This is a genomic window from Limosilactobacillus reuteri (assembly GCF_020785355.1).
GTDB classification, from domain to species: domain Bacteria; phylum Bacillota; class Bacilli; order Lactobacillales; family Lactobacillaceae; genus Limosilactobacillus; species Limosilactobacillus reuteri_I.
Window position 1 is genome coordinate 1 of record NZ_JAJGVH010000076.1, and the last position, 15,701, is coordinate 15,701.

Here is a 15,701-nt window from a genome sequence, read left to right on the forward strand (position 1 = left end):
AGTCATGTGGTAATAAGTCAAGATAAAATTATCACTGACAAACTTGTTTTGACCAGATTTTTGACGCACTTAAATAAGCCTTGATCCCAAGGTGTTTTAAAAGCTAAGCGTCGAGAATCAGTTTATCTTCCTATACCAATTACCTCTTTTCCTGATAGATTTGATGATTTTTGAGTAGGAAGAAAATCACCCTAATAAGTTTACGTGCGGTAAGGACGAGAGCGCGTTTTGATGGGGTATGCTTTACTTCTTGATATTTACGCCGATAATATTCACCAAAAACTGGATCTTGGATTCTAACTCTGTTGGCAGCTTCAACCAAATAGTATCTAAGATAAGCATTACCAGTTCTCTTGAGCGGAGTATTATCACTAGCGTAAGCTCCGGACTGCTTTTCTCGCCAGGAAAGCCCAGCATATTTAGCCAATTTAGCTTCATTATCAAATCGTTCGATTTGACCAATTTCAGCTAAAATACCAGCAGCGTATACTGGTCCAATTCCGGGAATGGAGCGCAAAATCTGTTCTTCATCAGTTACTTGAACTACTTTCTCAATTGCTTTGTCGAGGTCTTTAATCATCTTCTGAAAAGCTTTAATTTCCTCGGCATAAACGGAGAGAACTGTATCAACTGAATTAGCAATTACTTTGTCTAAACGATAAGAAGCACGAACTGCCTTTTGAATTATTTTCGCCAAGGCTTCAGGGTTCGCGAAGCGACCCCGGCCGTGTTCATTCAGATAATCGGCTAAATCAGTAATCGAAAGATTAAGTAAGTCATCAGTAGTCATATCTTCAGTTAGCAGACTCATCATCGTTGAACCAAAGATAGAAGTATTCAGTTCATCAGAAATTACTAATTTATTGAGCTTGTAGTATAGGTTCTCAATAAAGTGTTGCTTAGCCCGAGCTAAGCTTTGAACAAGCTCATATCGGGAACGCGTTAAGCGTTGCAGGGCAATGTAGTTCTCTTGACGAACAATCCCTACTGAATAGCGTCCAACACGTAGGAAGTCAGCAATGTAAAAAGCGTCGATTTGATCATTTTTATCTTCAGCGAAGACATCATGATAGCGCTTAGTTTTCTTAGGATCGATAACCACGGATTGTGTATTGAACTTTTTAAGGTCCGAGTCTTCTTGGAAAAACATTGCTGGGTGAAAGCTGTAAATGGAAGTGGCTTCCATGCCAATCACAACTTGGTCGAGATGATTTGAATTCGCCGTATCGATAATCATGTTTTTTAATTCTGTTGCGCCTTTCAAATCATTAACAAAGTTACCATGGAAAACAACTTCAGTTGTTTCTTCAGAAATCATTGAAGTTACTAAATCTTTTGAGCTAACGTCAATACCGACAAAAAGTTTCATTGGAATGGCCTCCTTTCATTAAAATTTACTGGTCTTAATCTGATCACTGCATGATAGCCCCTAATTACAATCACTAAAAACATCCTCGCAAGTATCAGTATTCATTGGTTAGAGAGTTAAAGCTGCACCTAATCCTACTCTGAATTAGTAAACTATCTAATCGATACAGCATGTGAGTTCGAAAATCAGTAGATTGGCTGGGCGGCAGACTTCATAAGTAGTTAAAAACTACAGGAGGTATTAACCTATACCAGTTGACCAAAGCCAATGATAATTAGAGGTTATCATGCGGTGACCAGAAAACAAGTTGTAATGTAGCAAAATCCGTAAGGATATATTTATAGAATACGAGGAGGGATTACAATGAAAATCCGGAAAGCAACAATGGCAGATTTAGATGTAGTAGTAGATATTTTACGTGATGGACGTAACCAGTTAGCTGAGCGGGGCGTTGATCAATGGCAGGGGGATTATCCGAACGTTACCCATGTAAAAGAAGACATTGAGAATGGCTATGCTTATATCGTTAAAGCAGATGATGGACAAACAGTTGGCACGTTAGCAATTGTTGAAGCACCGGATCATTTTTATGATAAACTCAACGGGGAATGGCTAATTAATACTGAAAATTATGTTGTAATCCACCGCGTAGCTATTCATTCACGACATGCAGGAAAAGGATATGCATCCAAATTATTTTTGAGTTTGATTGAATATTTGGAAACTGAACGTCCAGAGATCAAATCAATTCGTTTAAGTACAAATGAAAATAATATGGCAATGCAACGGATCGCAACTAAGAGCGGCTTTAAAAAGGTAGGGACCCTCCATGGAGCTTTTCGTCCAAGTGAGTTGTCTTATGTTTATGAACTGTTAACAAAAGTGCGTGTAGCATAAAAAAGGGAGCGAGACAGAAGTCACTCGTGACTTCGTTTTTCGACGCGAAGCTAGCCTCTGGAAGCCCCCGCAAGCAACAATAGGCCTCCAATGTTCGGCTTTTTTGCCGAGCGTTGGAGGCCATTGTTGTACTGCGCTATTTGTTTTTTTCTGAAAGTAACTTAACTTATGTCATAGTCCCTTTAATTTCACTATTTTTCATTAATTTTCTTAGCGTATTCGCGAGCGTTGTAAAGTTCGTAGACTACCCAGGTTTCAATAAGGGTAATGACACAGATGAGAATAGCGGTATACATGTCTGGTAAAACGAACAGTAAGAGTAAAAAGATCCATGAAATCCATGACCACTGAGTTTCAATTGTAACGATTCGCTGAACTCGTTTAGTAGGTTCAATACGGCCGGATTGGTTAAAAATGGTCCGAATTTGGTAAAAATAACGAACTTCAAAAATACTTTCGATAATAAAAATTGCTGTTAAGATGATTAATAAAATGTTCATCATAAATAAGAGCCCCTTATCTTTCAATTTATCTCTAATTTTAGAACTCTTGGGCAAGAGAAGCAATTTAGATAGTCAAAAAATCAAACTATGCCATGATTAGTTAGAAGTGACTTTAGATGCTTTTTTTATTTCTTTTACGAAAACGGATTCAAATGGCGTATAATTTAAATATAATATCCAAAATTGGAGGATTTGTAATGAAAAAGCATCTGAAATTAGGGTTTATTCTTTGCTTAGCAATTCCATTAGGGCTTAGCTTATCTCATCCTACTCCCACTCATGCATCAGTGATAATGCAGGATAACACTCAAACTGATGTTAAAGTTGATGCTCAAAGTTCAAAAACGATTAAAAATGATGAGGATCAATCAGCCCTTGCAATTGCACAACAAGTTAAGAATCAACAAATCGATAGTCAGCAGCTAGTTAATGATACATATCAAAAAATAGCGGAAAATAAGGATCTTAATAGTGTGATTTATCAAGATCCAGTAAATGCACGGCAACAGGTAAATGCTTTGCCAGATACAAACACTACTTCAGAGCAGCCTTTTTACGGAGTGCCAATTCTAATTAAAGGGTTAGGCCAAGCATATAAAGGATATCCGAATACGAATGGACTTCCGTATATGGAAGATAATCGTTATGGTTATACTAAAAATTTTGTGGCAAAGTTGCAGAAAATGGGATTTGTAATTGTTGGTGAAACAAATTATCCTGAGTTAGGATTAATTAATGTTACAGATTCCAATTTATATGGGCCAGCGCATAATCCATGGGACCTCACGCGAAATGCTGGCGGATCTTCTGGTGGAGCGGCGGCAAGTGTGGCTGCTGGAATGGTACCGCTTGCAACCGGAAATGATGCTGGTGGTTCCTTAAGAATTCCTGCTTCGTGGTCAGGTGTAATTGGATTAAAACCTACTCAGGGAATTATTCTTGGGGATTCATTAACGCCTTCAGTGGTTAACTTTGCGGAAACGCGGCGAATTGATGACACGATCAAGTTATTTGAGGGCTTACTAGATCCAAAGCGTAAATCATTATTGAAGGAATTTCCGCTTAAGCTCCAAGACCTAAAAATTGCATATTCATTAAAATCGCCAGTAGGTTCTGTTGTTAGTGCGGACGCAAAAGCAGCTGTTTTAAATGCAGTAACCTTCTTACGGCAACAGGGCTTTCAAGTAGTCGAAAAGGATAGTCCGGTTGATGGGGTAAAGCTGATGCGTGCTTATTATTTAGGGGCTTTGAGTGACGGAACAGTTGCTAATTATCTGGCTCAGCAAAAACTGCACCGTAATCTGCAGGCTAGCGATGTCACAGAGCATTTGGTTAGTCCGATGACATATGCGTTGTATGAAGCTAGTAAAAAAGCACCCAAAGAAATAAAGCAAACTTACAATAATGAATTAGCGTTAGTTGCTGCTCAGATGAAGAGTTTTCATGAAGAATATCCGATTTATTTAACGCCAACTACCGCAACGGTTGCACCATTAAATTCTGATCCAGCATTTTTACCAGCAGATGTTGCTAAAATTTTGCAAATGGCCAAGATGCCTTTTGATCAACAAATGGATGTTATTTACAATGCTTGGTATCATGGATTAAGTAAAACGCCATTTACGCAATTAGCTAATTTAGCGGGAGAACCGGCGTTAAGTTTGCCAACCTATGTTAACGCACAAAGATTGCCATTAGGGATTCAGTTAGAAGGAGAAAAAGGCAGTGACCTGATTTTATTAGCGTTAGGGAAATTATTTGAAGAGAAAGGTAAACTAATCTTCCTAAGTGATTACCAAAAGTTAAACAATGATACCCAGCCTAGTGAGCCACAAAATGAAGACGCAGTAAATATATCAAAAGTTGTTGTACACAATTTAGGCAAAAAATCAGTTTATGAATTTCAAACTACTCCAAGTAAACTTAATTTTTCAGATGATGTTAGTCCGAAAGATGCAGTAAAAACTTCGCAACAAGTGAATGCTAGGAAATTACAATCGACAAATGAAAAGCAATTACCACAAACAGGCGCAAGTAATAATGATAGGTTAGTTTTGCTTGGACTAGCCTTATTCCCATTAAGTCTGATAAGTGTTTATCAAAACAAGCGAAAATTTTGATAAACAGTTTTGACTAATCCTGTACATAATTTATAATATGAGTAGGAAGAGAATTCTTGAATTGAATAGGAGGAAATAGATATGTCATTGATGCAAAATACCTCAGAAATTAACAAGACTGATAAGCAGGTGTACTTAATCACTTTATTGCGGAAGAGTACCAATATGCCACAATACATTGACCACATGATTTATGAAACTGCAGAAGGTGGTCAAGAATTTATGGCGCGCTTAGTCGAAGCTTTTTCACGGGCAGGTTACCGAGAAAAGAAGCTTAGCGACGACAAGTACAACCTCGATAACGGACTTGATAAGATCACTTTGCGGGGTTCATATCAACCTATTTACAAGGGATAATTAAAATTGACTAAATTAAAAGAGCTGATGCTGCATTCGAGGCACCAGCTCTTTTAATTTAATTATTGTTTCGTAGGGATAAAACATTAACATCGTTGTCGTAGTTAGCACTCCACCAACCTTGTTTATTGACGTAACCAGTTGGCAAGCAAAGAATCACTAAGAAGATTATATCAATGACTGAGGAAATAGTTTCCATCACCGCACTATCGTTACTTGTAAAAATAAGGGAAAGTAACCAGAAAACTAAGACAGTCCAGCCAGTCAAACCGGTATCACGAACCCGCCGGACACAGATAGCAATTCCGGGAATAATAATAGCAATAGCGAATACTGCAATAACGAAGAGCAAGAAAATTAAGAATCCAACGCCACGATTATAGCCATTCATAATCGAAGTGACAGAAGCAAAACCAGCGATTGCTAGTAAGAAATATAAAATAACAAAAATGATGAAATTAACTAATACGGGCCACCAAAAATCCGCCCGCGTTGAAGTAGCCCGGTACTTAAAGGCGTTTTGCCAGTAGTATTTGTAAGCTTCAAACATACAATTCTCCTCCTTTGATAGGTTTGCTTTGATTATAGCATTTTTGCGGGGATGTAGATTGACTTATGATTTGGGGGAGGAGAAATCATAGTCTTCTAGAAGAATAATATTTATTTTAAAAAGTAATTTCTATTTTTTATTTGAATAACCTGTCATGGAGAAATGGTAATTGCTGGAAATGGAGTTAATGTAAGAGCTGAATCAGTCGATAATTCAAATCTTTTATTAAGAACTTTAGTAAAATATGGTATTGTAAACATTAAAAGTAAGAATAGATTCTCAATATATAAAAAATAAAGAATTATATTCTGTGAGAATTACTAAAACTATAACTATTTAAGGATGTAAGTGAAATGAGATCGGATTATCATGGTAAACATAAAAGCAAAGATAATAAAAAAGCTTTAGACACTTTGCTTCATAGATGGTCAAAGATGTCGAAATTTGATAAAGTAATTAATTCTTTTTTAGGATTAGCGATTATTGTATTAATTCTAAGCCTAGGAATATTAATTTATTCAAACAGTTCGCCACAATACACTAAAAAATCAAATAGTAGAGAAATGGTGAACTTAACAAGTTCCAAGTCAAGTAAAAAGCAGGATCATCAAGTAGATGAAGAGATAAATGATGATTCTAGTAGCGCTTCTAGTACAAATGAAGTAGAAGAAGCTGGAGCAGTAATTAGTAGTAATAAAAATACTGACCGTAAAAATCATGGTGAAGTTTCAGAAGGTATGAATGCTGAATATCGCATGGCAAAGCAGGCTGGGATTATAGATGATAGTGAAAATGTTCAAGATTTTTATAATAATGTACAAGACAATATAGATGATGGTGGTCAAGGATCGTTTACTTATAATGGAAAAACTGTTTATGTTGAAAAAACATATCAAGGTAATCCTAATGGAATTGAATATGGAGGAACAATATACACGGATCCGGATCGCTATACTGTTACTACAGATCAATGATTGCAGAAATAGTATGAAAAAGTAAAATTGAGAATACTGTATATGTTTAAGTGTAATGTTTCAATATGAATAAAGTTAGGCTGCTTAAAAATAATAGTGTATAAATTTTAACTTTAAGATCATGTGATATACACTAGTTTTTTTAACTAATCTATAGTTCAACTACTTTCTTTCATTAATATCTTTTTGCAACTTCAAGAAATAATTGTCAGAGACACGAAACACTTGTCCTATCTGTTGCGAAATATCCGCATTAATTACTAACTTATTATGCAGAATATGGTCAATTTGCTCTAAAGAAATAGTAGTTTTCTTTGATAAAGCTACTGGTGATATACCCAGTGGAATTATAAATTCTTCTTGTAAAATTTCGCCAATGGTTGGTAGTGGAATTTTCGTCATTTTACTATCTCCTAAGCCTATAAAATAATCTATTTTAATTATATCTTAAATTAAAACACTACTACTTTATAAATTCTTTAAACCTGAAATCGCTTCCTTACATTATCGCCCAAATGCGTTATAATTAACTTAACTGATCAGCAAAGAGGCGATTAAATATGAAGTGTCCATGTCATAACTTATCAAAGAACCAAAAGATTGTTTTATTAACACTTGTCGCAGGAGCCTTAATTTGGCCAATGTACTTGCTATATAAGCTGGCAAAGAAAAACTAATTTTTATCCGAAGAATCACTTGCGGGTGGTTCTTTTATTTTGTACTTCTTTGCCGAACGTTTGTTTGATATAATGAAATTGGTACCAAATATGCGTAGAAATAATCAATGGGAGGCACGGAATGTCACGGGGAATTCGGATGAATGTTTTCATGAATAAAGCGATGATTAACCAAGCAAAGAAGCAATCGATGGAACATTCAAAAAATAATAAGACACGAAAGCAAGAATTAATTAAAAAGTATGAAAAGCACCAAAGGACAGCTACATCTCCGAAAAAAGCTATCAAACCAAACTATCCTAATAAAGAAATTCAAAAGTTACGCCAGCAAATCAATAAACTTGAGCAAGAACGCCAGCGCCTAATTGCCAAAAATAAACAAGCAGAGCAGCAAAATAAACAGCTGATACGACAATTAAAAAATGACAATCGAATTCTTCGTCAACAGTTACGAGACCAGGAAAAATCAATTAAGGATAGTCAACTTTATAACGATCAAACAGCTGCTAAATTAATGGTTGAGTATTCTGAAATTTCAAGTTGGTTAAAAATATTTGATTTACTAGAAATAGATCCTTTTACTGGCAGATCAGCACGGCTCCAACTGCAAAGTGAATACCGGGAGATGATCAGCTTCCAAATTTTGCTCCTTCAAGTTCTAAATATTGTCGAAAGAAAGACAGCCTCGTTTAAATCAAAGGCTCAGCAATATGATAAGGTAAAACATCAATGCAACCAGTTAGAAAGCCAATTAAAAAAGTTGCAAAAAAGCTACCAAGAACAATTTAAAACTTCAAGAAGGGATAAACGAGAATTTCGCCAAAAATTGCGGGACTTTGAGTTGGAAAACGAACGAATGCGTAATCGGTATGTAAATGGTGATCGGCTCAGCAACGCTTTTCATATTATGTTTGACCAGTTGAATGAAAAAACAGTTCAGCAGTATGCTCAGCTGGCACCACTTCTTGAACGCGTGATTATGACGTTTAAGGAGGCAACCGTAAAACATGATTCACCGTTTATGTATGGTTACTATTATGAGAAGGATGGTCAGGCTTATATTGGGGATCAGGATGGACAAGGACTCAAACCACTTCAAGATAATTCAATTACTAAACGAATGGCAGAAGATTTACAAGATGGGGTTGCAATTAAAGCACAACGAGTAGGCGGAACACACTATCAATTGGTAAATACGTTACCCTGGGTAAATAAACTATTTCGTTATTTAAGCGACTATGGTTCATTTCAACCTAACCGCCTCGTAGCAACTAAGGGAACGATAAAATTAAGTAAATTATTATGTGAGCGACCTAAAGAATCGAAAAAGTCGGCGCAGCCAGTTCCGAAGGTTATTATGGGTAAAATCATTGGAAACACTGTTAGAGCTCCCAAAGTAATCAACTGTAAAACGGCCAATTCAGAAAGAAAACCAGTTAAAGAAAAGGTTACAATTATTAATCCTGATAAAATTGCATGGCTTTATTCCAAGAATTTATTGTTAATTGGCAACAAGAAAATTGACTTTATGGTTACACAATTACGTAAGTATGTTAACTTATCAGTAATGGATGCGTATGAAGAGTCTCTCCCATTAATTTATAAGAAGATTCAGGCAGCAGACTATGTTTTTGTTTTGTTAGGATCGGTTCCTCATTCACTGACTAATTATTTAAAGCAACATCCAGAATTTGATAATAAAGTCGAGTATTTTTATCGTGCTGATGCAAATGAAGGTGTACGACGATTAAACTATTTGTATATGAATTCTGAAAAATAAAGTTCTTATGATATATTGAGTATATTAATCAAAAAAGGAGGCGAGTCACATGTTAGATATCCTGGATTACACTAAACAAGAATTAATTTCTGATGCCGATTTTTGGCAATTTGCGGGTGAACATCTTGAAAAGCCGACTGAATTTAGGGGTGTTTCATTTGTTTCCTCAATTAAGTTTATTGAGGAGCAACTATTACCGCGCTATGATAAGGTCACTTTGATCCTCGGCTTAAGCGATAATGGAAAAGAATCAATTGGCAAACGGATGAGGCAGTTAAATGACCGGACTGAATTTGTCAATTATGGTTATGAACACCCTGATAGTGAATTTACAAAGCGAATTTTAGACGGTAGCTTGCAACTTTTATTCACTAAGCAAGAATTAATTCATACCAAAATGTATTTAATGACAAGTGACGACCGGTATCTCTCATTTGCCGGTTCGATGAATTTAACCGAAGCAGCAATTCATCATAATTTAGAACAACTCGACAGTGACTATGGAATGCAAACTGATCCGCTTTATCAATGCCATGTCCAGATGTTCAACGATAACCTTCGCCATGCGACTACCTATCTGGACGCAAAGAAAATGGCCGGGTTCATTAAGGCGAAAAATAAAGAGCAACTTCAGATTAATGTCTATACCGATACGGTGAATATGGTGAAAAACAAGGATACCGGTGACCAGGATGCAGTGATTATCCCGGCAGAAGAAGTAAAAGAATATAAGGATCAGTATAGTTCTGACGAGGAATTAAAGAAACTATCAGCTCCAGAAAAATTGAGTGTCGCCCAAACTGTCAAGCTCTTTGGTAATGCTGGCTATAAGAAACGCAACCTCGAAAATATCGGAAAAGAACTCTACAGCCTTACTCAAGTAGTTAAACATGTGTCTCGAAACGATGATAACTCAGGAAAGATTACCCGTGAAGAAGATCTCTATCCTAAGCCCGTCTTGTTTTATAACAATGGTCAATTATTTGAAGCGCCCCGTGTTGGCGATAATGTAAAGTCGGAATTAATAACATCGAATTTAACGGGTGACCGTCTCCGTGAACAGCTGCAACTATTTAGTGATATTGCCCATGAGTACGATAATTACAAAGAAGTCGGCGAGGGATGGCAGGCATGTGATTTCATGTGTTTCCTATTTGAAGCGCCCTGGCTATGGAAAATCCGTAATATGTATGAATTATCGCCAAGCAGTAAATCGCGCGAAGATGTTCCCCTCGGAGTAGCCTTGATTGGTCAGGGACGAACAGGTAAATCGACGTTGGGCAAGCGGCTAGCAGCCAAGCTAACAGGGAGTGGTAACTTCCTTGATGGCGGTGTTTTTGATGCTAAAAATTATGCATTAGGGAAATCCAATATCAATATGACTATTACAACGGTTTTAAGCGATTATATGTATAGTGCTGGGCCCGTTAATCCGATGATGATTGATGATATTAGCCCCGACTTAACGACGCGACCTTATTTTGATCGCTTCATTAAAGAAATTACTAATAATCGTAGTTTAACTCAGCCACTCCCATCATTTATTTTTACGATGAATCGTCGTGAGGGTGACAGTAAATCGCAATTTTCCCTTAAGCCGGAAATTATGCGTCGTTTATGGTACCTCAGCTTTGAATCAACTTTTGCTGGGGATGAGGATGAACGAGAAGCTAAACTAAATGACTTGCTTGAGCGCGCTAACGATCAACTTTATCGTTATTGCCAAGTTGAACTCGCAAAATTCTTCAATGATGTGTCACCAGAGACAGAACAAAAGATTGAAAGGGATTACCTTTATCCAATCAAATATGTCTTGAAACAAGCGATGGACCAATTTGGGATGTTTGAGCTTGTTAAAGACTACTTTGACGATAATTATGACTATTCACTCTTTGTCGGGCGGAATGATTGGACAATGCTGATTAACCAGGCGGAAGTCGGTGCTGATCTAACGTTTATTCAGCAGGATGGTCAGTTAAAAGCGCAAATTAATAAGCAGCTTTTTAATAAGGTTTCAGATAGTACGGCGCGAAATAATGGGTCAATGATGATGGAACGGTACTTTCAATACCTGCCGCGAAAGTATCGGATTAGTTATCAGTATACTAGTACCGGTTTTATTGTCGATGTTGCTAATTTTGATCGGTGGCTTAACAGTGATACCCTTCAGCAAAAGTATAATAGCAGCGAGGTAGCTCGTGACGCTCAAAAGGTAAATACTGATGCAAAAATGACTGAATTGCTTACCCGATTAACAGAGGCACAAGAAAAGCAAGCGCATCGCCACGGGATATTTAGCTGGCTTAAAAAGAAATAAGGTGAACTTATGAAACATATTTGGAAACTTAACCTATTTCAAAAGATAATTGTTTGGTTATTTATAATTGCTTTAATTACCTGGCCCATATATTTTTACGTAAAGGCAAAATGGGGCTAAAATAAGAGTGTAGGTAGTGATAGGTTTTTGAACAAAGGAGTAGATTCTTATGAAGAAAAATAAAACTGAAAACAAAACTACACAACCTAAGAAGCATTCAAAGAAGAAGTTTACTATTTTAGCCCTTTTAGCTGGCGCTATTGCTTTACCAATTTATTTAGTAAAGAAAGCGTAAAATTATAACTTATATTGAAAAGGATCACGATTAGGTGGTCCTTTTATTATGGATAGTTTAAAATATAATAAGGACTTTTCTTTTGTTACAGTCAGTAATAAAAAGAAGTCCTTATTATAAAACTATTTTGAATACCACCATTTATCAAAGTTCTTTATAAATGATTTGAGAGCGTTGCCTCGATGACTAATTTTATTCTTTTGATTAGGAGACAATTCAGCCATTGAGCAGCCTAGAGCATCAACGTAAAATAGAGGATCGTAGCCAAATCCATTAGATCCTCTTTCGGTATTAAGAATATGTCCATTAACCCTGCCATTAGCAATTAATTTTTGTCCGTTTGGTTTGATTGCTACTATTGTTGTGTGAAAATGCGCAGTACGTTTTTCATAAGGAATATTTTGAAGTTTGGTTAAGAGCTTTTTACGATTAGCAACGTCATTATGATCACCTGCGTATCTAGCAGAATGAATGCCTGGTTCGTCATTGAGAGCATCAACAACTAAACCAGAATCATCTGCTAGTACTGGTAGACCTAACTCCATCATAACAGTGCTTGCTTTAATAGTTGCATTTTCTTCAAATGTAGTTCCGTTTTCTTCAATTTTAATTGGCGGAAAGTCTTTTAAAGTAGCTATTTCAAAACCAAGAGGAGTGAGAAAAGTTTTGTATTCTTTTACCTTGCCTACATTATTAGTAGCAATAACTAGTTTATTCATTTAAATCACCCTTTAAACAATTGTTTATTAATATATTACAATAGTTTAAATAAATAAAAAAGTATTGATTGAATTTACTTTAAATAATTACTTATAATTAAAAGCGTTAAGGAGCGAGTAAATTGTTAGAGATTATTGAAAAACAAACTAAAGAAATTGAACAAGAACAAATAAATGCTGCAATAAAAGTAGCAATTTCAAGAGCTAATTTAAAAGAGTTAAATAAGATTGAAAAACTCATAAATTTAAAAAAGAAAGAACTGACAAATAAATAATGCCAACTGAACGTGAACAACAGATATTAGATTTAATTCAGCAAAACCCAATGATTACACAGAAGGAATTAGCTAATATTTTGGGGATTACAAGACCGGGAGTTGCTTCTCATATTTCACGATTGATTAAAGAAGGGTTAATAAGTGGAAAAGGTTATGTTTTACCGAGAAAAGAATATGTAACTGTAATTGGTGCGGTAAATATGGATATTTATGGCATCATTCGTGAAAGAGACGTTGTATTAAAAGGTTCTAATTCTGGTCATGTAAAAATCCAATTGGGAGGAATTGGCCGAAATATAGCTGCTAATTTAACAGAACTGGGAATAAATACAAATTTAATTACAGTATTTGGAAATGATACTAATGGTGAAATTTTCAAACAGGATTCTGCAAAGCGAGAAATAAACATTTCATATGCAAAACAAATTATGAATGAGGAAACCTCTAATTACATATACATAAATGACCAAACTGGTGATCGTCTTATTGGGGTTGACGATATGGACATAAATCGTTATATTACACCCGAATTCTTAAAATCCCGATTACCAGGAATAAATGCAAGTAATCTTGTTATTTTTGATTCAAATATTCCTTCAAATACTATTAAATGGCTTTATGACAATGTAAAAGTACCGATGATTGCAAAAGCTGTTTCAGTAAATAAAGCAACTAATTTATTGCAGAAGAATGTTAATTTAAATTCTTTAGTTATAAATGGAATTGAAGCATCGATAATTACTAAGCAACAAATAGCAAGTTTAGAGGAAGCAAAAGAATGTGCAAAAAAGTTACGGAAGTTGTTCAATGCTAATATTTATTTGTACATTGATGATTTGGGATTGTTTGCAATAACAGATGAATTTCAAAAGACAAAATTATATTCTAAAGATATTAAAGTTCAAAATACTAATGGAATTGGTGCATCTATGGCGGCAGCAGTAGCATATACTAAATTACGAAATACTCCAACTGAAAAAAGCGCAGATTTTATAGTAAAAGTTGGTGAATTAACTATGCAGTCAACCGAAAGCGTAAGTAATAGGGTACGAGAGCTTATTAACTAAATAGCAAAATGATAGTTTTTCAAAAAAGGTCAGTAGTTAATCTACTGGTCTTTTTTTTACACATTATTGACAACGCTTTCACGAGGTGTTATTTTAAAGGCGTCAAAAGTTTAATTGATTAAACGTAAGTTTAAAATGAGAGGGTGAATAAAATGAAAAAACCTTATGTTGTTGTCGTCGGTGGTATGAATATGGATATATTTGGAATGCCAAATAAAAAAATCATTCCACGTGATTCAAACATCGGCCAGATTGGTTTAGCAGTTGGAGGAGTTGGACAAAATATTGCACAGAATCTTGCACATCTACATGTTCCTACTTATTTAATTACTGTTTATGGTGATGATATGAATGGAGCTGTTATGAAACAAGAATGTGACAAAAATAATATTAATTTAGACTATGCAATGGAAGAAAAAGGGCAAAGGTCTTCTGGATACATGTATATAACAGATGAAACTGGAGATATGCTAGTTGGAATAAATGATATGAAAATTTGTGAAAATATCACACCCGAATTCTTAAATTCTCGACTTAATTTTATGAATAACGCTGAGCTAGTTATGATTGACGCTAATTTATCTACAGAAGCTATTAAATGGTTAGGGGATAATCTCCAAGTTCCTATTTTTGTTGATCCAGTTTCAGTAAGTAAGGCAGAGCGAATCAAACCAATTCTTTCGAAAATTGATACGTTAAAACCTAATAAATTAGAAGCAGAACTTTTAACAGGAATAAAGATTAAAGATGATTCTGATGTTGAATTAGCAGCAAGAAAATTAATTCAGTTAGGTGTTAAAAATGTTTTTATTTCTTTAGGATCTAATGGCATTCTTGCAGCAAATGAAGAAGACATGGTTCATGTTGGTACTTTGACTACCAATATAGTAAATGCAAATGGTGCTGGTGATTGTAGTACTGCAACAATTGCATGGTGTAGATATCAAGGAATAAATGATTTGAAAGAAATTTGTCTTAATACACAGGCAGCTGCAAGTATTGCATTGGAAAGTGAAAAATCAGTCCCAGATATTACACCGCAACAGGTTGAAGAAAAATTAGAGGCAGCGAAAGCATTAAATTATTAGGAGGAAATAATCATGATAAAACAATTATATTCAATTATTCAATTAGACGAAGCTATTAAGACAATGGAAGCAGGAGCAGATAATATTGGATTGGTTCCCATGCAGAAAGGCGGTGTACCGGCTCATCGTGTTCCATTGTATCGTGTTGACCAAATTCACGAAGAATGTCTTAAACGTGGCGTGAAAATGGTACTGATAATGCTAACAAATGATCCTGAAGAAATGCTGGATTTAGCTCATCGTCTCCAACCTGAAATTCTTCACATTGCAGGAGATGAATATACAGCGGATGAAGATTTCGCAAAGCGGCTTAAAGAATTAGCACCAGAAACAGAACTTATGCAGGCAGTTCTTGTTGATAATAAGTCAGCTATTGAACGTGCAAAAAAGGTAGATCCTTTTGTTGACTACATTTTATTGGATTCAGGATTAGCAGCAGATACTGGAATAGGTGCATCTGGTGAAACTCATGATTGGAATATTGATGCACAAATTGTTAAAGAAGTAAATGCAAAGGTTGTTGAAGCAGGAGGATTGGGACCAGATAATGTCGCTGAAGCAATCAAAAAAATTCGACCTTATGGAGTGGATTCTTTAACTAAAACAAGTATTAAATACGATCATGGAAATATGGAAAAAGATATACCTAAAGTTAAAGCTTTTTGTGAGGAAGCAGATAAAGCAGCTGCTGAACTTGGGCTATAAGTCAT

16 protein-coding genes are annotated in these 15,701 nt (G+C 35.5%); 11 read left to right on the top strand and 5 right to left on the bottom strand.

The annotated features are described in order from the left end of the window. Positions 1–139: 139 nt before the first annotated feature. Positions 140–1,369 carry an IS110 family RNA-guided transposase gene (locus tag LMB56_RS06770; RefSeq protein WP_229282092.1) on the bottom strand — a complete coding sequence of 410 codons (1,230 nt, stop codon included), beginning with the start codon at positions 1,367–1,369 and terminating at the stop codon, positions 140–142. A 363-nt stretch (positions 1,370–1,732) separates the two neighbouring features. On the opposite strand from LMB56_RS06770, the gene LMB56_RS06775 reads away from it, so the two are divergent. Then, complete coding sequence (locus LMB56_RS06775; RefSeq protein WP_016496894.1) at positions 1,733–2,266, top strand: GNAT family N-acetyltransferase; 534 nt, start codon at positions 1,733–1,735, stop codon at positions 2,264–2,266. Positions 2,267–2,457: 191 nt separating this feature from the next. Here the strand turns inward: LMB56_RS06775 and LMB56_RS06780 are convergent, their stop codons facing one another. Beyond that, positions 2,458–2,769 carry a hypothetical protein gene (locus tag LMB56_RS06780; RefSeq protein ID WP_003666102.1) on the bottom strand — a complete coding sequence of 104 codons (312 nt, stop codon included), beginning with the start codon at positions 2,767–2,769 and terminating at the stop codon, positions 2,458–2,460. A gap of 197 nt (positions 2,770–2,966) precedes the next feature. Between LMB56_RS06780 and LMB56_RS06785 the strand changes: the two genes are divergently transcribed. Both LMB56_RS06785 and LMB56_RS06790 read left to right on the top strand, forming a co-directional pair. Next, positions 2,967–4,889 (top strand): amidase family protein, encoded by a 1,923-nt coding sequence (locus LMB56_RS06785; protein ID WP_229283491.1) that lies wholly within the window; start codon positions 2,967–2,969, stop codon positions 4,887–4,889. A gap of 81 nt (positions 4,890–4,970) precedes the next feature. Beyond that, positions 4,971–5,246: a hypothetical protein gene (locus tag LMB56_RS06790; RefSeq protein WP_003666104.1), complete on the top strand. Its 276-nt coding sequence runs from the start codon at positions 4,971–4,973 to the stop codon at positions 5,244–5,246. A gap of 58 nt (positions 5,247–5,304) precedes the next feature. On the opposite strand, the gene LMB56_RS06795 is transcribed toward LMB56_RS06790, so the two are convergent. Continuing rightward, on the bottom strand, positions 5,305–5,796 hold the full coding sequence (locus LMB56_RS06795; protein ID WP_229283490.1) for a DUF805 domain-containing protein: 492 nt from the start codon (positions 5,794–5,796) through the stop codon (positions 5,305–5,307). A 353-nt stretch (positions 5,797–6,149) separates the two neighbouring features. Between LMB56_RS06795 and LMB56_RS06800 the strand changes: the two genes are divergently transcribed. After that, positions 6,150–6,770, top strand: a complete 621-nt coding sequence (locus LMB56_RS06800; protein ID WP_229283489.1) for a hypothetical protein — start codon at positions 6,150–6,152, stop codon at positions 6,768–6,770. Positions 6,771–6,932: 162 nt separating this feature from the next. On the opposite strand, the gene LMB56_RS06805 is transcribed toward LMB56_RS06800, so the two are convergent. Continuing rightward, entirely contained in the window at positions 6,933–7,172 is a 240-nt protein-coding gene (locus tag LMB56_RS06805; RefSeq protein WP_229283488.1) for a HigA family addiction module antitoxin, read from the bottom strand. 396 nt (positions 7,173–7,568) lie between these two features. Here LMB56_RS06805 and LMB56_RS06810 point away from each other — a divergent pair, with 396 nt between their 5' ends. The 3 genes from LMB56_RS06810 to LMB56_RS10430 all read left to right on the top strand — a co-directional run bounded on the left by LMB56_RS06810 (position 7,569) and on the right by LMB56_RS10430 (position 11,839). After that, positions 7,569–9,227, top strand: coding sequence for a coiled-coil domain-containing protein (locus tag LMB56_RS06810; RefSeq protein WP_229283487.1), 1,659 nt, complete (start codon positions 7,569–7,571; stop codon positions 9,225–9,227). Between the two features lie 49 nt (positions 9,228–9,276). Continuing rightward, on the top strand, positions 9,277–11,544 hold the full coding sequence (locus LMB56_RS06815) for a phospholipase D family protein (RefSeq protein WP_122481277.1): 2,268 nt from the start codon (positions 9,277–9,279) through the stop codon (positions 11,542–11,544). A gap of 169 nt (positions 11,545–11,713) precedes the next feature. Then, positions 11,714–11,839 (top strand): hypothetical protein, encoded by a 126-nt coding sequence (locus tag LMB56_RS10430; protein WP_003666121.1) that lies wholly within the window; start codon positions 11,714–11,716, stop codon positions 11,837–11,839. 122 nt (positions 11,840–11,961) lie between these two features. Here LMB56_RS10430 and LMB56_RS06820 read toward each other — a convergent pair whose 3' ends face one another. Continuing rightward, a complete protein-coding gene (locus tag LMB56_RS06820) occupies positions 11,962–12,558 on the bottom strand; it encodes an XTP/dITP diphosphatase (protein ID WP_122481276.1) in 597 nt (198 codons plus the stop codon). A 122-nt stretch (positions 12,559–12,680) separates the two neighbouring features. Between LMB56_RS06820 and LMB56_RS06825 the strand changes: the two genes are divergently transcribed. The 4 genes from LMB56_RS06825 (at position 12,681) to LMB56_RS06840 (ending at position 15,696) form a co-directional block, all read left to right on the top strand. After that, the gene (locus LMB56_RS06825) at positions 12,681–12,833 is read left to right on the top strand and encodes a hypothetical protein (RefSeq protein WP_156249899.1); all 153 of its coding nucleotides are present in this window, start codon (positions 12,681–12,683) and stop codon (positions 12,831–12,833) included. Further along, on the top strand, positions 12,833–13,903 hold the full coding sequence (locus LMB56_RS06830; protein WP_122481275.1) for a PfkB family carbohydrate kinase: 1,071 nt from the start codon (positions 12,833–12,835) through the stop codon (positions 13,901–13,903). The genes LMB56_RS06825 and LMB56_RS06830 overlap by 1 nt, the downstream gene beginning before the upstream one ends. 152 nt (positions 13,904–14,055) lie before the next feature. Next, positions 14,056–14,991: a carbohydrate kinase family protein gene (locus LMB56_RS06835; RefSeq protein ID WP_122481274.1), complete on the top strand. Its 936-nt coding sequence runs from the start codon at positions 14,056–14,058 to the stop codon at positions 14,989–14,991. Positions 14,992–15,003: 12 nt separating this feature from the next. Continuing rightward, complete coding sequence (locus tag LMB56_RS06840; RefSeq protein ID WP_122481273.1) at positions 15,004–15,696, top strand: phosphoribosylanthranilate isomerase; 693 nt, start codon at positions 15,004–15,006, stop codon at positions 15,694–15,696. Positions 15,697–15,701: the final 5 nt, after the last annotated feature.